This window comes from Paraburkholderia phenazinium (assembly GCF_900100735.1).
Lineage (GTDB): Bacteria > Pseudomonadota > Gammaproteobacteria > Burkholderiales > Burkholderiaceae > Paraburkholderia > Paraburkholderia phenazinia.
Map to the genome: position 1 here is coordinate 66,127 of NZ_FNCJ01000004.1, position 18,518 is coordinate 84,644.

17 protein-coding genes are annotated in these 18,518 nt (G+C 63.8%); 11 read left to right on the plus strand and 6 right to left on the minus strand.

Annotation, left to right across the window (positions count from 1 at the left end; translation table 11 throughout):
* Positions 1-112 precede the first annotated feature (112 nt).
* Complete coding sequence (locus tag BLQ92_RS10610; RefSeq protein ID WP_090684154.1) at positions 113-571, minus strand: CBS domain-containing protein; 459 nt, start codon at positions 569-571, stop codon at positions 113-115.
* Between the two features lie 231 nt (positions 572-802).
* On the opposite strand from BLQ92_RS10610, the gene BLQ92_RS10615 reads away from it, so the two are divergent.
* The 3 genes from BLQ92_RS10615 to BLQ92_RS10625 all read left to right on the plus strand — a co-directional run bounded on the left by BLQ92_RS10615 (position 803) and on the right by BLQ92_RS10625 (position 3,601).
* Positions 803-2,164 carry an O-acetylhomoserine aminocarboxypropyltransferase gene (locus BLQ92_RS10615; RefSeq protein WP_090684155.1) on the plus strand — a complete coding sequence of 454 codons (1,362 nt, stop codon included), beginning with the start codon at positions 803-805 and terminating at the stop codon, positions 2,162-2,164.
* Positions 2,161-3,015 (plus strand): alpha/beta fold hydrolase, encoded by an 855-nt coding sequence (locus tag BLQ92_RS10620; RefSeq protein ID WP_090684157.1) that lies wholly within the window; start codon positions 2,161-2,163, stop codon positions 3,013-3,015. Before BLQ92_RS10615 ends, BLQ92_RS10620 begins: the two co-directional genes overlap by 4 nt.
* A gap of 265 nt (positions 3,016-3,280) precedes the next feature.
* Positions 3,281-3,601, plus strand: coding sequence for an Mpo1-like protein (locus tag BLQ92_RS10625; protein ID WP_090684159.1), 321 nt, complete (start codon positions 3,281-3,283; stop codon positions 3,599-3,601).
* A gap of 82 nt (positions 3,602-3,683) precedes the next feature.
* Here the strand turns inward: BLQ92_RS10625 and BLQ92_RS10630 are convergent, their stop codons facing one another.
* Positions 3,684-4,997: a YihY family inner membrane protein gene (locus BLQ92_RS10630; RefSeq protein ID WP_175773092.1), complete on the minus strand. Its 1,314-nt coding sequence runs from the start codon at positions 4,995-4,997 to the stop codon at positions 3,684-3,686.
* Between the two features lie 110 nt (positions 4,998-5,107).
* On the opposite strand from BLQ92_RS10630, the gene wrbA reads away from it, so the two are divergent.
* The 4 genes from wrbA to BLQ92_RS10650 all read left to right on the plus strand — a co-directional run bounded on the left by wrbA (position 5,108) and on the right by BLQ92_RS10650 (position 8,791).
* A complete protein-coding gene (gene wrbA, locus BLQ92_RS10635) occupies positions 5,108-5,710 on the plus strand; it encodes an NAD(P)H:quinone oxidoreductase (protein WP_090684160.1) in 603 nt (200 codons plus the stop codon).
* Positions 5,711-5,838: 128 nt separating this feature from the next.
* Positions 5,839-6,243: a DUF2069 domain-containing protein gene (locus tag BLQ92_RS10640; protein WP_090684835.1), complete on the plus strand. Its 405-nt coding sequence runs from the start codon at positions 5,839-5,841 to the stop codon at positions 6,241-6,243.
* Positions 6,244-6,457: 214 nt separating this feature from the next.
* Positions 6,458-7,879 carry an FAD-binding oxidoreductase gene (locus BLQ92_RS10645; RefSeq protein ID WP_090684162.1) on the plus strand — a complete coding sequence of 474 codons (1,422 nt, stop codon included), beginning with the start codon at positions 6,458-6,460 and terminating at the stop codon, positions 7,877-7,879.
* 54 nt (positions 7,880-7,933) lie between these two features.
* Positions 7,934-8,791 (plus strand): metallophosphoesterase, encoded by an 858-nt coding sequence (locus tag BLQ92_RS10650; RefSeq protein WP_090684836.1) that lies wholly within the window; start codon positions 7,934-7,936, stop codon positions 8,789-8,791.
* A 132-nt stretch (positions 8,792-8,923) separates the two neighbouring features.
* Here the strand turns inward: BLQ92_RS10650 and BLQ92_RS39915 are convergent, their stop codons facing one another.
* Both BLQ92_RS39915 and BLQ92_RS10655 read right to left on the minus strand, forming a co-directional pair.
* Complete coding sequence (locus BLQ92_RS39915; RefSeq protein ID WP_175773093.1) at positions 8,924-9,079, minus strand: hypothetical protein; 156 nt, start codon at positions 9,077-9,079, stop codon at positions 8,924-8,926.
* Positions 9,080-9,289: 210 nt separating this feature from the next.
* Positions 9,290-10,228 (minus strand): LysR family transcriptional regulator, encoded by a 939-nt coding sequence (locus tag BLQ92_RS10655; protein WP_090684164.1) that lies wholly within the window; start codon positions 10,226-10,228, stop codon positions 9,290-9,292.
* 155 nt (positions 10,229-10,383) lie between these two features.
* Here BLQ92_RS10655 and BLQ92_RS10660 point away from each other — a divergent pair, with 155 nt between their 5' ends.
* Genes BLQ92_RS10660 through BLQ92_RS10675 form a run of 4 tightly spaced genes read left to right on the plus strand, consistent with a single transcriptional unit; the run spans position 10,384 to position 15,235 of the window.
* Entirely contained in the window at positions 10,384-11,955 is a 1,572-nt protein-coding gene (locus tag BLQ92_RS10660; RefSeq protein ID WP_090684166.1) for an efflux transporter outer membrane subunit, read from the plus strand.
* 14 nt (positions 11,956-11,969) lie between these two features.
* Positions 11,970-14,171 (plus strand): FUSC family protein, encoded by a 2,202-nt coding sequence (locus tag BLQ92_RS10665; RefSeq protein ID WP_090684168.1) that lies wholly within the window; start codon positions 11,970-11,972, stop codon positions 14,169-14,171.
* On the plus strand, positions 14,161-14,361 hold the full coding sequence (locus BLQ92_RS10670) for a DUF1656 domain-containing protein (protein ID WP_090684170.1): 201 nt from the start codon (positions 14,161-14,163) through the stop codon (positions 14,359-14,361). Before BLQ92_RS10665 ends, BLQ92_RS10670 begins: the two co-directional genes overlap by 11 nt.
* 13 nt (positions 14,362-14,374) lie before the next feature.
* Complete coding sequence (locus BLQ92_RS10675; protein ID WP_090684173.1) at positions 14,375-15,235, plus strand: efflux RND transporter periplasmic adaptor subunit; 861 nt, start codon at positions 14,375-14,377, stop codon at positions 15,233-15,235.
* A gap of 660 nt (positions 15,236-15,895) precedes the next feature.
* On the opposite strand, the gene BLQ92_RS10685 is transcribed toward BLQ92_RS10675, so the two are convergent.
* Together BLQ92_RS10685 and BLQ92_RS10690 are read right to left on the minus strand one after the other, a co-directional pair.
* Complete coding sequence (locus tag BLQ92_RS10685; RefSeq protein WP_090684178.1) at positions 15,896-16,606, minus strand: glycosyltransferase family A protein; 711 nt, start codon at positions 16,604-16,606, stop codon at positions 15,896-15,898.
* 125 nt (positions 16,607-16,731) lie between these two features.
* Positions 16,732-18,396, minus strand: coding sequence for a methyl-accepting chemotaxis protein (locus tag BLQ92_RS10690; RefSeq protein ID WP_090684180.1), 1,665 nt, complete (start codon positions 18,394-18,396; stop codon positions 16,732-16,734).
* Positions 18,397-18,518 lie beyond the last annotated feature (122 nt).

Genomic DNA, 18,518 nt, shown 5'->3' on the forward strand with positions numbered 1-18,518 from the left:
CGCTTGCGCGCACGCCCCTAGATGATTACCTCAGGCTTGTGGCAATCCGATGGCCGTTCGTGCCGATTCCGCCCGCAGGGGCGGCGACGCCGCGGCCGCTTCTGCTGGAAAACTAGCGAGCCTGTTCCGGCTCCTGCTCTTCCGGCCAGTCGCGGATATATGCCTTGAGCATGCGGTTTTCGAAGCCCTGCTCTTCGACCACCGCCTTCGCGACGTCGTAGAACGAGATCACGCCCATCAGCGTACGGCTTTCCATGACCGGCAGGTAGCGCACGTGATGTTCGAGCATCATGCGGCGCACCTCGTTCACGTCCGTTTCCGGCGTGCAGGTGAGCGGATGGTCGTCCATGACCTTGCGGATGGTCGCCGTGCCGACGCTGCCGTGATGCTTGCTGAGCGTCAGGATGATTTCACGGAACGTAAGCATGCCGACCAGATCGCCGTATTCCATGACAACCAGCGAGCCGATATCGTGCTCTGCCATCGCATTGACTGCGTCGATGAGCGGCGTATCCGGCGTGACGGTGAAAAGGGTGTTGCCCTTGACCTTGAGAATGTCGCTGACTCGCATGATTGTCTCCTCAGAACTCTGAATCCGGTGAAGCCGTTAATACATGACTGACTTTCGATCCTAGCGGAAAGACCTGTAAAAGGAAAGCGGCCCACCCACCAAGGCTTCAAGAGCGGTAAGGGCCTGCCAGCAAGGCGCATGGGGAAAATCGGAGTTGAAGCCGTCCGGCCCGGTGATACGATGCCCCCACTTTCACCCTTCGCGGAGCCGCCCGTGGCTCCGCCGCCCAGGATGTCCGCCAACCGTTTCGACACGCTTGCGCTGCATGCAGGCGCAGCCCCCGACCCCACGACCGGCGCGCGCGCCACGCCGATCTACCAGACCACATCGTTCTCGTTTCGCGACACCGACCACGCCGCCGCGCTGTTCAATATGGAACGCGCCGGCCACGTCTATTCGCGCATCTCGAACCCGACCGTGGCCGTTTTCGAAGAACGCGTCGCCGCGCTGGAGAATGGCGCCGGCGCGATCGGCACGGCCAGCGGCCAGGCCGCGCTGCATCTGGCGATTGCCACGCTGATGGGCGCCGGCTCCCATATCGTCGCCTCAGGCGCGTTGTACGGCGGCTCGCACAACCTGCTGAACTACACGCTGCGGCGCTTCGGTATCGAGACCACCTTCGTCAAACCCGGCGATCTGGACGGCTGGCGCGCCGCGCTGCGCCCGAACACCCGCCTGCTGTTCGGCGAAACGCTCGGCAATCCGGGGCTCGACGTGCTGGATCTCGCCGCCGTCGCCGAGATCGCGCATGGCCACCGCGTGCCGCTGCTGGTCGACTCGACCTTTACCACGCCGTACCTGCTCAAGCCCTTCGAGCACGGCGCGGACTTCGTGTATCACTCCGCCACCAAGTTTCTCGGCGGCCATGGCACTACCATCGGCGGCGTGCTGGTCGACGCAGGCACCTTCGACTTCGAGGCGTCCGGTCTTTTCCCCGAGTTTACCGAGCCGTATGAGGGTTTCCACGGCATGGTGTTCGCCGAGGAAAGCACCGTCGCGCCGTTCCTGCTGCGTGCCCGCCGCGAAGGCCTGCGCGACTTCGGCGCGTGCCTGCATCCGCAAGCCGCCTGGCAACTGTTGCAAGGCATCGAAACCCTCCCGCTGCGCATGGACCGGCACGTCTCGAACACCCGTAAAGTGGTCGAATTCCTCGCCGCCCACGCCGCGGTTGAATCCGTCGCCTATCCGGAGCTGGACTCGCACCCGGATCACGCCCTCGCGAAGCGCCTGCTGCCGCGCGGCGCCGGCGCCGTGTTCAGCTTCAACCTGCGCGGCGACCGCGCCGCCGGGCGGCGCTTCATCGAGGCGCTGTCGCTGTTCTCGCATCTGGCCAACGTCGGCGATGCCCGTTCGCTGGCGATTCATCCCGCATCGACCACGCACTTCCGCATGGACGCCGCCGCGCTCGCCGCAGCGGGCATTGCGGAAGGCACGATCCGCCTGTCGATCGGCCTCGAGGACCCGGACGATCTGATCGACGACCTCAAGCGCGCGCTCAAGGCCGCGCAAAAACCGGCCGGCGGTAGCGCCGCCAAACCCAAGGACAGCTCCAGCAACCCCAGCGACGGCAGCGCACCCAAGGAATCCGCATGATCTTCGAGGTCCAGCATAAGGCGGCCTACGCTTACACCGGCGGCAAACCGTTCGACGCGAGCCTGCCGACTGCCGTATTCATCCATGGCGCCGAGCATGACCATAGCGTGTGGGCGCTGCAGACCCGCTACTTCGCGCATCACGGCTTCAGCGTGCTGGCGGTCGACCTGCCGGGCCACCACCGCAGCGCCGGCCCGGCGCTTACCGAAATCGCCGCCATGGCCGACTGGCTGGCCGCGCTGCTGGACGCCGCGGGCGTGGAGCGAGCCTGCGTGATCGGCCACAGCATGGGCTCGCTCGTCGCACTCGACTTCGCCGCGCGCTATCCGCAGCGGGCGAGCGGTCTGGCTCTGGTAGCCACCGCCGTGCCGATGGCCGTCTCGGACGCGTTGCTCGACGCCGCGCTCAACCGCGAGCCGGAAGCCATCGAGATGGTCAACCAGTGGTCGCATTCGACGCTCGCGGCCAAACCCTCCTGCCCGGGCCCGGGCTTCTGGCTGCATGGCATGAACCAGCGGCTGATGGAACGGGTTTCGGCCAAAGGCGAAGCAGGCCTGTTCCATACCGACTTCACCGCATGCAACGCGTACGCCGACGGCCTCGCCCGCGCAGCCCAGGTACGCTGCCCGGTACGGCTCATCGTCGGACAGCGCGACGCCATGACGCCGCCGCGCGCCGCGAAGACGCTCGCTCAGACATTTGCGCAAGCCGGCACAGCCGTGGACACGGTGACGCTCGACGCGGGCCATGCGCTGATGAGCGAACAACCGGATACCACGCTCGACGCGCTGTTCAGCTTCGCGACGGACGTTGCCGCCCGGTCGACAGCCTCCGCCGCATCGGTTCAGTAGGTTCAACGATAGCGTCGTAGGGCCTAACGCACCATCGGCCGAACAGCCAGGTTGCACGCATGCGCCGATAGCAGCACAATGGTTCAGCCCGCCCGGTTTCAAGCGCATGTGCATGCGTGTGCTGGAAGCTGGGCCCGCCGCGGCGCGCAAACCGGCCCGGCGGGGGGATGGGTCTGGGGCCTTAGCCCCGAGCTTAGGCACTGGGGTTACGTTCTGGGTCGGCCCGGGGCTAGACCCATAAAAGAGCAGCGAAACGGAGGCCATGATGTCTCAATCCGCTCACACCGAACACTTCGCGAGTTTCGCGGAGTTTTATCCGTTCTACCTGGAAGAGCATCGCAATCTGGTTTCGCGGCGGTTGCACTTTGTCGGCTCGCTGGGCGTGATCGGCTGTCTGGCCATGGCGCTCGCCACCGGCGACTGGCTATGGCTGCCTGCCGCGCTCGTCAGCGGCTATGGGTGTGCATGGATCGGGCATTTCTTCTTCGAGAAGAACCGCCCAGCGACCTTCCGGCACCCGGTTTATAGCCTGATGGGCGACTGGGTGATGTTCAAGGATATTTGCACCGGGAAGATTTCCCTCTAGCGCGAGGGCATCCGGCAATTTGCGGAAGGCCTGGCCGGAGTGTGAAGCGCGTCTCGCAGCCACCGCGTCGCTACGCCGCAACTTACGCCGTCTGATGCGGCAACGCCGCGGTGCGCCCTTCCGCTTCCGCCGCCCGAGCGGCACGCGCGGAGGCTCGCACCGCCAGCAAGGTGGCGAGCGAAACGCTCAGCTTGTCGTTGCCAAGCGCCGCCAGCAGCGTCGCGCCGTCCACCCGGGTCGACTCCAGATTGAGCTGATATTCGAGTTCCGCGCGGTCGATCACGAACAGGTCGAAAAGCCGCTCCACCGTCACCTGCGCAGGATTGGCCAGGAGCACAAAGCGCGGGCGCGAACCGTCCTGATGCAAGCGCGCAATCCACTCGATCTCCTCGAGGTTTTCCAGCAGGTAGGTGGTCGTATCCATGTCCCGGCGCAGCATGCGCGCCAGGTCCTGCAGTGTGTAACCGGGCTTGCCCGCTTCGCGCGCTTCGGAGAGCCGCGCCAGCATTTCGAGCGCATCGAACAGATCACTGCCCGCAAAGCGTGGCCGGTGAAACTGGCCAATCCGGATCGCCGGCAACGCCGAGGCCACCATCGCCCCTGCCAGCGTGATGAACCAGCTCAGATACATCCATAGCAGGAACATCGGCACCGCCGCGAACGCGCCATACACCGCCGTGTAAGTCGGAATGCGCCGGATGTAATAACCGAAGCCGCGCTTGGCCAGTTCGAACGCAATCGCAGCGCCCAATCCGCCCACCACCGCGTCGCGCCACTCCACGCGGCAGTTCGGCAGGTACACATAGAGCATCGTGAAGGCGAGCGCGGTAAGCGGCAGCGCCGCGCCCGTCAGCGCCCAATCGATCACCGGCGTCATGTGCTGCGCGGCGCTAAACTCCATCGAACGCGTGAACAGGTACGAAGAAATCGACAGGCTGACACCGATCAGAATCGGCCCCAGCGTAATGATCGCCCAATAGACCAGCACGCGCTGCGCGAAGGGCCGCGGCTTGCGCACGCGCCAGATCACGTTGAAGGCGGATTCGACCGTCATCATCGTCATCACCGAGGTGACGAACAGGATGATCATGCCCATCGTCGTCAGCCCTTTGGCCTTGGCCGCGAACTGATTCAGGTACTTGAAAATCTGGTCGTTGATCTGCGCGGGCATCAGATGGTCGGCAAGGAAGCCCTGCAGCGACATCTGAAACGAACCGAAGATCGGGAACGCGGTGAACAACGCGAACGCCACCGTCGCGAGCGGCACGAGCGAGAGCATGGTGGTGAACGTCAGACTGCCGGCCACCTGCGGAATGCGATCTTCGCCGCTGCGCTTCGCGGCGAACTGCGCGAGGCGTTTGAGCGAATCGAGGTCGAAACGCACCCTGGACAACAAACCACACCTCCTTCGCCTTCGTGAACCATCCACACCAGGCGCCGGATTGCCGGCGAGCGGCCTGTGCCGTGGACCCAACCCCTATAATACCTGTTCACTCGATCAGGCCTATGAAAGACATTCTCGTGCTTTATTACAGCCGTTACGGCGCCACGCGCGAACTCGCGCTGGCGATCGCACACGGCGTCGACAGCGTCCCCGGCATGCAGGCGCGCGTGCGCACCGTGCCCCCGGTCTCGACCGTCTGCGAGGCGACCCAGCCCGACATTCCGAGCGAAGGGCCGCCCTACGTCGAACTGCGCGATCTGGAAGAATGTGCGGGCCTCGCGCTCGGCTCGCCGACCCGCTTCGGCAACATGGCCGCCGCGCTCAAATACTTTCTCGACGGCACCACGCCGCAGTGGCTGTCCGGCGCGCTGGCAGGCAAGCCGGCCTGTGTGTTCACGTCCACCGGCAGCCTGCACGGCGGCCAGGAATCCACGCTGCTGTCGATGATGCTGCCGCTCCTGCATCACGGCATGCTGATCGTCGGCATTCCCTACACGGAAAGCACCCTGACTACTACGCTGACCGGCGGCACGCCTTACGGCGCATCGCATTTCGCACGGGCCGACAGCGCGGAACACGGCATTTCCGCCGATGAGAAGACCCTCGCCGTCGCGCTCGGCACACGCATCGCGCGCACTGCGGCCGTCATGAGCGAACGCCCGTGAACACCACGCGGGATCCGGCTTCATCGAGCGAGGCGCATGGGACGGCGACGGACGCCGCCTTTGGCGCAGCAGCCCGTGCTGCAACTGACGCTTCGGACACGGCCGCAGGCAGCAGCGTCGCCACAGCCATAGCAACATCTACGGCCACCACCGAGGCGCCCCCCGTTGCCCAGCACCGCAGCGCGTCGCTTGGCGCAGCCGCAGCACTGCTGGCGCTGATCGTCCTCTCAGTGGCCTGGGAATGGTGGCTTGCGCCGCTGCGGCCAGGCGGCACCGCTCTCGTTCTCAAAGCCGTGCCGCTGCTGCTCGCCCTGCCGGGCGTGCTGCGCCAACGCATCTATACGCTGCAATGGGCGTCGATGCTGATCCTGCTGTACTTTGCCGAGGGTATCGTGCGCGGCATGAGCGATCGTGGCTTGTCCGCCCGGCTCGGCTGGCTCGAAACCCTGCTTGCGCTAGTATTCTTCGTCTGCGCGCTCGCCTACGTCGCTCCGTTCAAACGCGCGGCACGCGCAGCCAGGCGGACCGGCTGAAACGATGAGCAACGACGCCGGCCCGAGTGCGTACCCCATCGATCAAGCACTAACGCAGCGGCGTCACCTGCTCGCCCCACTCTTCTGACCGACCATCATGACCGAACACGCTTCCCAACCGGCAACCAGGCGGGCAAACGACCCGGTAAACGAGCAGGCAAATAACGGGGCAAACAAGCCCGCATCAGGCAACGCATCCGGCTCGGCCCCCGGCATGGCATCGAGCGCCGCCTTCATTGCTGGCTGCCGCGACGCCATCGGCCCGGCCCACGTCCTGACCGACTCGCACGACACTGCCCCTTACCTCACCGATTGGCGCCGTCGCTACGCCGGTGCAGCGTGCGCGGTGCTGTGCCCATCGACACCCGCCGAAGTCGCCGCGCTGGTGAAGCTGGCGGTCGAACACCGAGTCGCGCTGGTGCCGCAGGGCGGCAACACCGGTCTCGCAGGCGGCGCCACGCCGGATGCGAGCGGCGCGCAAGCCGTGCTGAGCCTGCGCCGCCTGAACCGCGTGCGCGACATCGACCCGCACAACAACACGATCACCGTCGAAGCCGGCGTCATCCTCGCCGACGTGCAGACCCGCGCGGAAGAAGCCGGCCGTCTGTTCCCGCTGAGTCTGGCCGCAGAGGGCAGTTGCACGATCGGCGGCAATCTCGCCACCAATGCCGGCGGCACGGGCGTGCTGCGCTATGGCAATACCCGTGAACTGTGCCTCGGCCTCGAAGTGGTCACCGCGCAAGGCGAGCTGTGGGACGGTCTGCGCGGACTGCGCAAGGACAACACCGGCTACGATCTGCGCGACCTGTTTATCGGCGCGGAAGGCACGCTCGGCATCATCACCGCCGCCGTGCTGAAGCTCCATCCGCAACCTGCCGCGCGCGTCACGGCGCTCGCCGCACTCGCCTCGCCGCACGCCGCGCTCGATTTTCTGGCCCTCACGCAGCGCCTCGCCGGGCCACTCCTGACCGGCTTCGAGCTGATGTCGGATTTCTGCCTGCGACTCGTCGGACGGCATTTTCCGCAGATGCGCTATCCGTTCGGAGAGACGCATGCACAGGTTGTACTGCTCGAACTCTCGGACAGCGAAAGCGAGGAACACGCGCGCGCCCTCTTCGAGCGGTTGATGGAAACCGCGCTCGAAGAAGGTCTGGTGGAGGATGCGGTGGTAGCAGAAAACCTCGCACAATCGCAGGCGTTCTGGAATCTGCGCGAACACATTCCGCTCGCGCAGGCCGAGGAGGGTCTTAACATCAAGCACGATATCGCCGTGCCGATCTCGCGCATTGGGCATTTCATCGAGGAAACCGACGCCGCCATCGCGCAAGCGGTACCGGGCGTGCGGATGGTGACGTTCGGCCACCTCGGCGACGGCAATCTGCACTACAACGTGCAGGCTCCCGAAGGCATCGACGCCAAAGCGTTTCTTGCCGAATACCAGAGCCCGATCAACCAGATCGTGTATGACAGCGTGCACCGGCATCGCGGCAGCATCAGCGCGGAACACGGACTCGGCCAGTTGAAGATCGACGAGGCGATGCACTACAAGCAGGACGTCGAAGTGCAGTTGATGCGTGCGTTGAAACACGCGCTTGACCCGCTCAACCTGATGAACCCCGGCAAGGTGCTACGCTAGGAGCAGAAGGCAAAGCCGGCGCAGCCCGATGCTTGCTTGAGAGGAGTGGCTGTCGTGAAGATTCGTGTGCTGTCCGATCTGCATCTGGAGTGCAACGAGCCCGAGGTGATTCCGCATGCCTCGGCGGACCTGATCGTGCTTGCCGGCGACATCCACAATCACGCAGCGGGACCGCGCTGGGCCGCGCAGACCTTCGACGGCGCCGTGCCGGTCGTCTACGTCCCGGGCAATCACGAATACTACGACGGGGAATTCGGTGCGCTGGAAGCGGCGATGCACGACGCGGCGGCATCGGTCGACAACGTGCATGTGCTGAACAACGAGGTGCTGGTCGACCCCGCGGGTGAGTGGCGTGTACTCGGCACCACCTTGTGGACCGACTTCGCGCTGTACGGCGCCGACGCGGAAACGCTCACGGTATCCATCGACGCCGCCCGGCGCGCCATGCTCGACTTCCGCGGCCTGATCCAGCTTAGTTGGCCACATAGTTGGCCACCTGAGTGGCCGCATGAAAGTTCGCACGCAAACATCGCTTCGGCGAACACATTGGGCGCACGCGATTTCACCCCGGCCGACTCGCTCGCCCTGCATGTGCAGGCGCGTGCATGGCTTGAGCGCGAGCTGGCCAAACCGTTTGCGGGGAAAACCATCGTGGTCACGCATCACGCCCCACACCGGCTCAGTCTCGCCGAGCGCTATGCGGACGACCGCGTTTCGGCCGGTTTCATCAACCATTTGCCGACCCTGGTACGCTCGCCCGTCGTGCTATGGATTCACGGCCATACGCATACGGCGTTCGATTACACGGTCGAGGGCACGCGGGTAGTGTGCAACCCACGCGGTTATCTCGACCGCCGCACGGGCCAGCCGGAGAATCCGCAGTTTGCGTGGGATAAGGTGGTCGAAATCTAGGGGGGCGAAATGCAGGTGATCGCAATCCCGCAGCGGGCCATGCGGGCTGCTCGCCCAGGCGGCCGACCGCTTAAAAGCGTGCCAGACTCAGCGCCCGGAAGAACGCTTAGGAGCGACGCTCAGGCGTCCCGCTCAACGGCGGCGCGTATAACCGGCGGCGTCGCGGCGCTCAACGCGAATTGGCACCAGTTGCGGCTGTGCGCGCAAGTTGCGCAGCAGGTCACGCGACGCGGCAATTCCAATCAGTCCCAGCATGACGGCCACGCCGATGAGCAGATGCGTATCCATGAGTCCCTCTTTATTCCAGTTAAATCCAGTTTCTGACGGCAACCCAGCGGTCGGCCAGCGCGTTGACCCAACGTTATCAAATCAAATGGACCGCAGAAGTAAGGAAATGTTGCGACGCCGCAGATCTGTAACAGTCCGTGATGCCCTTACGGCGCTGCCCGTCGATGCCACGGAGCGGGCGCCAACCGGCTGGCGCCGCGCCGCAGGCGCTCAGGTTCGCGCAAACTTGCGCAGTTCGGCCTGATCGGCAGCAAGCGTCACCGGCAGTTCGTCGCGCAGGAATTCGACCCAGGTGCGAATCTTCGCGTCGAGATACTGGCGCGAGGGGTACAGCGCGTACAAATTCATTTCCTGCGACGTGTACTCCGGCATCACCCACACCAACTGACCGCTGCGCAGGCCGCTCATCGCCGAGTAGATCGGCAGGAGGCCAATGCCCATGCCCTCACGCACCGCCACCGCCAGTGCTTCGGCGACGTTCACCTGGAAGGTCGCCGCCCCGAGCATGAGATTTTCCTGGCCGTTCGGGCCGTCGAAGATCCATTCGCTGGTCGGAAACACCGGCGTGACCATCTGCAGGCAGGTGTGGCGGGAGAGATCAGAAGGCGTCTGCGGCACGCCGTTGCGTTCGAGGTAAGCAGGCGACGCGCAGGCAATGCTGAACGCGCTGCCCAGACGCTGGGACACCAGCCCCGAGTCCGGCAGATCCTGGGCCAGCACGAGGGCGACGTCATAACCCTCGTCGAGCAGGTCCGGCACGCGCTGCGCCAGCGTCAATTCAATATGCACTTCCGGATAGCGCTGTTGATAGCGCCCCACCGCCGGCACCACATAGTGCTGGCCGAAACTCGTCATGGCATGGACTTTCAGCTTGCCGGACGGCCGCGCATGGGCGTCGCTCGCTTCGGCTTCCGCCTGATCGACATACGCCAGAATCTGCTCGCAACGCTGCAAATAGCGCTCGCCAGCTTCGGTGAGCGCGATACGGCGCGTGGTGCGATTGAGCAAGCGTGTGCGCAGATGCGCCTCGAGATCGGAAACCGCGCGCGACGCGTACGCCGTGGTCGTATTCAGGTGCTGCGCGGCACCTGTGAAGCTGCCCGCTTCGACGACGCGGACAAATACGCGCATGTTTTGAAGCGTATCCATACATATCCTTACTGAGACAGGGCGATTGTTACACGCTTCGTAATAGCGATTGTCTCAATTTCAGTAAAAATGCCTTGCATCTTTACGGGTTATTCAGGAATAAAGCAAAAAATATAATAACGCACAAGGTTCTTTAGTCAATTAAGGGGTAAATCGTGCAGTCTCCGGTACAAAAAGGGATCGCCTTTATCGCCGTTTTTACGATCTCACTAACAATCGCCGGCTGTGCCAGTACCGGAGGCATCGCACCGCAAGCACGGGGAGTCGCGCCGTCCTCGCTCGATGCCGGAGCAGCGATTCGTGCCGCCGATCTCGACGCGCAATGGCCCGCTGCCGACTGGTGGCGCGCCTATAACGATCCGCAGCTCGACGCGTGGATCGACGCCGCGCAGGCCGGCAATCCGACCCTCGCCATTGCGCAGGCACGGGTACGCCAGGCGCAATCGATGGCGGGCGTGGCCCACGCAGCGCTGGCGCCGCAGGTCAACGGCAATCTGTCGGTCGAGCGTCAACACTGGGCGGACAATATTTACTACGGTCCTGGCCCCCTCTCCAACGCGACGACCTGGGACAACACCGGCACGATCGGCCTGTCCTACCACCTCGACGTGTGGGGCAAGGACAAGAACGCCGCGGAAGCCGCGCTCGACACCGCCCACGCCAGCGCCGCCGACGAGCGCGCCGCCCAGCTCGAGCTCGAGGCGAATGTGGTGCGGGCGTATATCGGCATGTCGATGAACTACGCACTGCTCGATATCGCCAAGGCGACGCTGCAACAACAACAGCAGATCGTCGATCTGGCCACGCGCCGCCTGAAAGGGGGGCTCGGCACCCAGCTCGAAGTGAGCCAGGCCGAAACGCCGGTGCCCGAATACGAACGCCAGATCGACGCGCTCGAAGAACAGATCGCGCTGGGCCGCAACCAGCTTGCGGCGCTGGCCGGCAAGGGTCCGGGCGCGGGCGATTCGATCACCCGTCCGACGCTGTCGCTGGACGCACCGGCCGGCCTGCCGTCGGCCTTGCCTGCCGAGCTGCTCGGCCATCGACCCGACATCGTCGCGGCGCGCTGGACGGTGGCAGCGCAGGCGCGCGGCATCGACGTCGCCAAGGCCAACTTCTATCCTGACATCAACCTGCTGGCATCGATCGGCGGCTATGCGGCGGCGGGGCCGTTGTTCCAGTTCCTGCGCTCGGCGAACGGCGGCTGGACGGCCGGCCCGGCCTTATCGCTGCCGATTTTCGACGGCGGCCGGCTGCGCTCGCAGCTGGGCGCCGCCGACGCGGGCTACGACGCGGCGGTCGAACAGTACAACCAGACTATCGTCAGCGCGCTCAAGGACGTGGCCGACCAGGTGGTACGGATTCGTTCTCTGCAGACGCAGGCCAACGATGCGCAGCGCTCGGTCGCTGCTGCACAGAAGAACTATGACCTGTCGAAGGAAGGCTACCGGCGCGGCCTGACGGACTACCTGAACGTGCTGGTGGCGCAGAACCAGTTGCTGCATGCTCAGGAAGGCGTGGCACGCGTGCAGGCCGAGCGCCTGGGCGCCCATGCTTCACTGATGACCGCGCTGGGTGGCGGCCTCGCCGATCCGGCCGATGGCCCGAAGCCCGATGAAACGCTGCCGGCGCACGGTAAGGGCAAGGCAGCGGCGCTTGCCGCACCGGCATCCGGAAGCGCGGCGGTGAGCGGCCACGCCTCCGCTCATCCCGCCGCAGTTCAATAAGCGCAGAGCCGATCATGTCCGCCTCCCCTTCCTCCGCGCGCCAGCCGCTCACGTTTGCGGCCTTCTACACCGCTGCCGCCGACTGGGCCCGCACCGACGGGCTTACATGGATCTACCTGTTCAAGGCGCTGGCTGCCGCGTTCCTTTCGCTGTACGTAGCGATGAAGCTCGACCTGCCGCAGCCGCGTACCGCGATGACCACCGTATTCATCGTGATGCAGCCGCAAAGCGGCATGGTGTTCGCAAAGAGCTTCTACCGGATCTGCGGCACGCTGGTCGGACTCGTCGTCATGCTGGCGCTGATCGGGCTGTTTGCCCAGCAGCCGGAACTCTTCATCGCGTCGACGGCGATCTGGGTCGGCATCTGTACCGCAGGCGCCGCGCGCAACCGCAATTTCCGCACGTATGGCTTCGTGCTGGCCGGCTACACCGCGGCCTTGATCGGCTTTCCCGCGGCACAGCATCCGGACGACGCGTTCATGTCCGCGTTGACCCGCGTGGCGGAAATCGTGGTCGGCATTGTCTGTTCGGGCGTGGTCAGCGGGCTGGTGTTTCCGCGCTTCAGCGGCGAACAGATGCGCACCACGGTGCGCGCGCGCTTTAGCGCATTCGTCGAATATGTGTCGGCGTCGTTGTCGGGACAGGTCGAGCGCGCGCAGATCGAAGCCACCAACGCGCGCTTTGTTGCCGACATCGTCGGCTTCGAAGCGATCCGCAGTGTCGCCGTGTTCGAAACACCCTACTCGCGCATGAGGAGCGGTCGTCTCTCGCGGATGAACAGCGAGTTCATGACCGCATCGACGCGCTTTCACGCCTTGCATCAGTTGATGAACCGGCTGCACGACGCCGGCGCAGCCGTCGCCATCGAAGCGCTCGAACCGTATTTCAAGGAAATCGCGCCGCTACTCGGCAAATCGGGCGAACCGGTTCTCACCGCCGCCGATGCCGTGCACGCGGCCAAGCAGCTAGACACCTATAAAGCCGAGTTGCCCAAACGGATGCGCGCAACGCGCGAAGCGCTGGAGACGCGGCCCGAGGCGCCGCTGCTCGATTTCGATACCGCCGCCGAACTGCTTTACCGCTTCGTCGACGATCTGCATGCGTATGCGGCCACGTATGCATCGCTGGGGGTCGATACGCACGAGCGCGAGCGTTGGATCGACCGCTACGAGCCGAAGACCAACGCCTTGGCCGTCGGCGTCGCCGGCGCCCGCGCGGCGATCGTGATCGCACTCTTGGGCGCGTTCTGGATCGCGACCGCATGGCCGAGCGGCGTCACGCTGTTGCCAGTCGGCGCGGCGACCTGCGCACTGGCGTCCACCTCGCCGAACCCCACGCGCATGGCGTTCCAGATGGCGGCCGGCACGATCCTGTCGTCGCTGATGGGGATGATTGTGGTGTTCGGCCTGTATCCGCACGTCGACGGTTTTCCTCTGCTTTGCGTTGCGCTCGCGCCGTTTCTGCTGCTCGGCGTGTTCATGACGACGCGCCCGAAGCTGGCCGGCTACGGGGTGGGTTACTGCATCTTCTTTTGTTTCCTTGCGGGCCCGGACAACGTGATTCATTACGACCCGACCGCCTTCATCAATGACGCGTTGGCGCTGTTTCTGTCGATGCTGGCCTGTTCGGCCGCGTTCGCGCTGCTGTTGCCGCCATCGCTGCCCTGGATGCGCAACCGCCTGCTGATCGACCTGCGCCGCCATGTCGTGCTGGCTTGCAACTCGCGTCTGACACGCCTGCGCTCGCGTTTCGAAAGCGGCGCACGCGATCTGATGTTCCAGATCAACGCGCTCGCCGAGAAGGAGCCCGAGGTCAAGCGCGACAGCTTGCGGTGGCTCTTCGCGGTGCTCGAAGTGGGTAACGCGATGATCGACTTGCGGCGCGAGATCGCAGCGCTGACGCCGGACGCCCGCTACGCCGAGACGATGCCTTGGCGCGTTGCCGAACGCAGGATGCGCAACGCGGTTGCCGCGCTGTTCGACCGGCCTGGCGCGCAGCGCATGGACGCCGCGCTCGCGGCGACAAGCGACGCCACGGCCGCTGTCCGGCAAGTACTGGCGACGTTCACGCCTGCGCGCGAGGAGCGACACCAGTTGGAACGCATCTTGAGTCATCTGCATTTCATTCGTACTGCGCTGCTCGATCCGCAATCGCCACTGGAAACGCTGGTGGCGAAGCGGAGCGAGGGGCAAGAAGGAGTTCGCCATGCCACGTGAAGTTGCTGTCCTTGACGCCTACGTACCGGCCATTGTGCTGCTGTTCATCGCAGGGGCCGCGCTTACCTGGTTGCTGGATCGCGTGATTGCCTATACGGGGCTTTATCGCGTGGTTTGGCATCCGAACCTGTTCCGGGCCAGCTTGCTCGTGTGTGTGTGCGGCGTGCTCGGTCTCGCCGTTTATCGTTGATCAGAGTCGAATCATGACCATCCGAAATATTCTGGGTTTTGTGGCGACAGCCGTCGTCTTCGTTGTCGCGATCCTGATAGGCCGCGCCCTGTGGGTTCACTACATGGACGAACCCTGGACGCGCGACGGCCGGGTACGCGCCGACGTCGTCAACATTGCGCCGGACGTCTCGGGCGCGGTGGTGGCACTGCCGGTGCACGACAACCAGTTGGTGAAGAAAGGCGACCTGCTGATGCAGATTGACCCGTCGCACTACCAGATCGCGGTCGAGCAGGCTGAGGCAGCGGTCGCGGCGCGCAAGGCCGAACTGCAGATGCGCCGCGACGATGCACAACGCCGCGCGGACCTGGACAGCCAGGTGGTGTCGAAGGAAAGCCGCGATAACGCGACGCATACCGCGTCGGCGGCGGAGGCTGCTTATGAGCAGACCCTGGCCGCGCTGGATGCGGCGAAGCTGAATCTGGAGCGCACGCGGGTGGTGTCACCGGTGGATGGGTATGTAACGAATCTTGCCGTCTTCCAGGGGGACTATGCGACGGCTGGCTCGGCGAAGCTTGCCATTGTGGATAGTCATTCTTTCTGGGTCTATGGGTATTTTGAAGAGACCAAGTTGCCGCATGTCAATGTTGGCGACAAGGCTGAGATGCGGTTGATGAGCGGCGGGGTTTTGCAGGGGCATGTGGAGAGCATTTCACGCGGGATTTATGATCGTGATAATCCGCAGAGCCGCGAGTTGTTGGCTGATGTTAATCCTACTTTTAACTGGGTTAGGTTGGCGCAGCGGGTACCTGTGAGGATTCAGATTGATCATGTGCCTGATGGGCTTGTGCTTTCTGCTGGGACTACTTGTACTGTTGTTGTTAAGCCGAGTTGATTTTTTGCCCTGCGGGAGGTTGGTTTGCCTGCGGCGCCTTGATTTTGGTGGTTGTTCTTGGGGTGTTGGCCTTTCCTTGCATTGTTATCGGTCTATTAGGTTCGCTCCTGTGCGGGGCGGCACCTACTTTCTTTGCCGCCGCAAAGAAAGTAGGCAAAGAAAGCGGGCTCACCCCGCAAGTTGGTAGTGAGCCATCTCGGTCTGCCACAGGGAACGGCCCAAGACGAGACCTGCTCTCGCACCGCCGGCGTTCGTGACAAGGGTGTCATCCGTTCCAGCGTTGCGCTGCGCGCCCCGCCGTCGGGCATAGCGCCTTCTGCAAATTCAGTAGGCGGTCTAACTATTGCGGCTCGTCCGTTTTCCCTTGCAAACCCATCCGCGACGCACGTAGTGCGGAGTGGGGTGGATGAGCGCTGTGTCACTAACGGTGGAAATGCGAGGGCAGGTCTCGTCTTGGGCCGTTTCCGGCTCAAAAGAGAGATGGCTCGCTACGAGCTAGCGGTTGTCAGCCCGCTTTCTTTGCCTACTTTCTTTGCGGCGGCAAAGAAAGTAGGTGCCGCCCCGCACAGGGGCGAAGCTAATAGACCGATAAGAATACAAGGAAAGGCCAACACCGTAAGCCAAACCACCAAGCACAAGGCGCCGCAGGCAAAAAAACGATCACCCCCCAATCATCGCCTTGTACCGCGCATAACTGATCACCTGGATATGCGAGCCCCCCGCCACCTCCGCGATAACCTTCGAATCATCGGGTGGGATTTCCCCAAACACCTCGTAGTGATACGCGATGGTAGTGACATAATTGACAGTCGGGACGTTCAAGTGAATACGCGTGTAACGCCCAGCCCTCACGGCATCCCAGAATATTCTGTCGCCGACAGCACTCCGCGAAGCGTCCTTGAACATCCAGGCCGCGCATGCGGGAAAAGCAGCCCGCGTCAGAAAATAACAGTTGGTATCATTGAAATGCACACCGTCGGATTCGGAACACGTGCCGAGCACTCGCCCATCGGCGGTCACTAGCGTTCGAGCCATCGTGACCACCTGCACACCTGTCTTCTCGACAGTCAAGCGCATCGTTTCAACGTGATTCGGCTCATACCAGTTGTCGGCATCAAGGAAGCAGATCGCATCGAATCCACTAGTGGCCGCGCAAGCGGCGCCCACACCGCGAGGCGTATCGCCGTAATCGGCGTGATTCGGAATCTTGATGTGGACCACGCCCTCCCAGCTATCGACTTCAGCGTCAGGGAATCCATCAGCAACCATGAAGTGAGTCACGTCGCCAGACTGCGCACGAACGCTTTCGTGGCATCTTCGGAGAATGTGGCGTGGCTCTCTATAGTAGGCGCTAATGACGGCGACTCGCATGGAGGTTCTCGGTAATATCGACAGGCCGCGGATTGTATGGGCAATCCACAAAAGCCTGTCTCAATTACCTGCCGTCCGGGGTATTCACGTCACCACCAAGGCAGTCCGCCATTTACCCCTGAAACTTATAACCGGAACTTCCCAACCATCTCCTTCAGGCCGCGAGCCTGATCATCCAGCGATCGGGCAGCCGCCGTGGCCTCCTCCACCAGCGCGGCATTCTGCTGAGTCCCGGAATCCATCTGCGTCACCGCCAGATTGATCTCCTCAATCCCCGCGCTCTGTTCCGAGGAAGCCGCCGAAATCTCACCCATGATGTCGGTCACGCGCTTCACCGCCTTGACGACTTCATCCATCGTCTGACCCGCGTCCTGCGCCAATGTCGAACCATTGCTCACGCGTTCGACTGAAGTACTGATCAGCCCCTTGATCTCCTTGGCCGCTGCTGCGCTGCGCTGTGCGAGATTGCGCACTTCCGCGGCGACCACCGAGAAACCGCGTCCTTCCTCACCCGCCCGCGCGGCTTCCACCGCAGCGTTCAAGGCCAGAATGTTGGTCTGGAAGGCAATCCCTTCGATCACGCCGATGATGTCGCCAATGCTGCGCGCGCTATCGTTGATCTCGTTCATGGTCGCGACCACGCGGCTCACCACGTCGCCGCCCTTCTCGGCAATCGCCGAGGCATTGTTCGCCAGCGTGCTCGCCTGCTTCGCGTTGTCGGCGTTCTGCCGCACCGTCGAGGTCAGTTGCTCCATGCTGCTCGCCGTGCGCTCCAGCGCCATCGCCTGCTGTTCGGTGCGCTGCGACAGGTCCTGGTTACCCATCGAAATCTGCCCCGACGCCGTCGCAATCGCATCCGCACTCGCGGCGATGTCGGATACCGTCGTCGACAGTCCGGTCTGCATGTCATGCAGCGCCGACAGCATGCTCGAATGATCGTTGCGCGCCAGCGCGATCCGGTTCGACAGGTCGCCCGCCGCTATCCGGCTCGCAATCTCCTTCGCATACACCGGTTCGCCACCGAGTTGCCGCGCGAGCCGCCGCACCACCCATTCGCTGATCGCAAACGCCAGCACGATCAGGCCAATCGTCATCGCCGCGATCATCACGAACGACGAGTGAAAAATGAACGCCGATGCCGCGATGGTCGCCTTCGCAGCCACGCTGCGCTGTTCGACCAGCGCATCCACCATCTTCTCGAGCTTCTCGGTCTCCACCAGCAAGGACACGTCCTGCGTGCCGACCTGCCAGTTCATCTGCGACAGGTCCAGCGGCTGCGCCTTCACGAGCGTCACGAAATCGCGCAGGTGGCCGCTCCATGTCGCCACCGCTGTGGCGAATTTCTTCTGCTGGGCAACCTGATCGCTATCGGAGGCGTCCACGTACTGTTGCAGCGTGTTCATCTGCGCGGACAGGCCGGCAAGACCCTTGTCGATGTCCGAACCAAGGTCGTCGCGCTCCTTGCCTGTCGTCGCGGTCAGCAGCATCTTCTGGGCGCGGCTCGCGCGCAAGACGTAACCGCGCGCTTCCTCGGCCGCCCGGCTCGCCACGTGGCCCTGGTCGTAGATCGACTGCGCCGAGCCGTTGAGCCGGCTAATCTGCGCCAGCGAAAACACGCCGATCAGCAGCGTGCCGATCAGCAGCACAGCGAAAGCCAGTCGCAACGTCGCCTTCACCGACAAGCCCTTGAGCCGCCCAACCGGCGCGCTCGAATGCGGCGAATTGCCTGCCGGCTCACCATCCGCCACGAACCCCACGCCCGTCTGGCTGCCCAGCGATACTGCTTTCATATTTCGTCCCCACGTATCGACCTGCCGGAAAGGTCGGTTCCGGCATTCATCTTTATCTCACCGGGTCTACGGCATCTGCGGCTGCAATCTTTAATGCAACCGCCCCCCAGCGCTCCTTGCGC

Coding starts and splice junctions, on each gene's coding strand:
- BLQ92_RS10665 (WP_090684168.1), top strand. CDS start 11,970: ATGTCCGCCTCCCCTTCCTCCGCGCGCCAGCCGCTCACGTTTGCGGCC.
- BLQ92_RS39915 (WP_175773093.1), bottom strand. CDS start 9,079: ATGGATACGCATCTGCTCATCGGCGTGGCCGTCATGCTGGGACTGATT.
- wrbA (WP_090684160.1), top strand. CDS start 5,108: ATGAAAGACATTCTCGTGCTTTATTACAGCCGTTACGGCGCCACGCGC.
- BLQ92_RS10645 (WP_090684162.1), top strand. CDS start 6,458: ATGGCATCGAGCGCCGCCTTCATTGCTGGCTGCCGCGACGCCATCGGC.
- BLQ92_RS10655 (WP_090684164.1), bottom strand. CDS start 10,228: ATGGATACGCTTCAAAACATGCGCGTATTTGTCCGCGTCGTCGAAGCG.
- BLQ92_RS10675 (WP_090684173.1), top strand. CDS start 14,375: ATGACCATCCGAAATATTCTGGGTTTTGTGGCGACAGCCGTCGTCTTC.
- BLQ92_RS10615 (WP_090684155.1), top strand. CDS start 803: ATGTCCGCCAACCGTTTCGACACGCTTGCGCTGCATGCAGGCGCAGCC.
- BLQ92_RS10620 (WP_090684157.1), top strand. CDS start 2,161: ATGATCTTCGAGGTCCAGCATAAGGCGGCCTACGCTTACACCGGCGGC.
- BLQ92_RS10625 (WP_090684159.1), top strand. CDS start 3,281: ATGTCTCAATCCGCTCACACCGAACACTTCGCGAGTTTCGCGGAGTTT.
- BLQ92_RS10685 (WP_090684178.1), bottom strand. CDS start 16,606: ATGCGAGTCGCCGTCATTAGCGCCTACTATAGAGAGCCACGCCACATT.
- BLQ92_RS10670 (WP_090684170.1), top strand. CDS start 14,161: ATGCCACGTGAAGTTGCTGTCCTTGACGCCTACGTACCGGCCATTGTG.
- BLQ92_RS10610 (WP_090684154.1), bottom strand. CDS start 571: ATGCGAGTCAGCGACATTCTCAAGGTCAAGGGCAACACCCTTTTCACC.
- BLQ92_RS10690 (WP_090684180.1), bottom strand. CDS start 18,396: ATGAAAGCAGTATCGCTGGGCAGCCAGACGGGCGTGGGGTTCGTGGCG.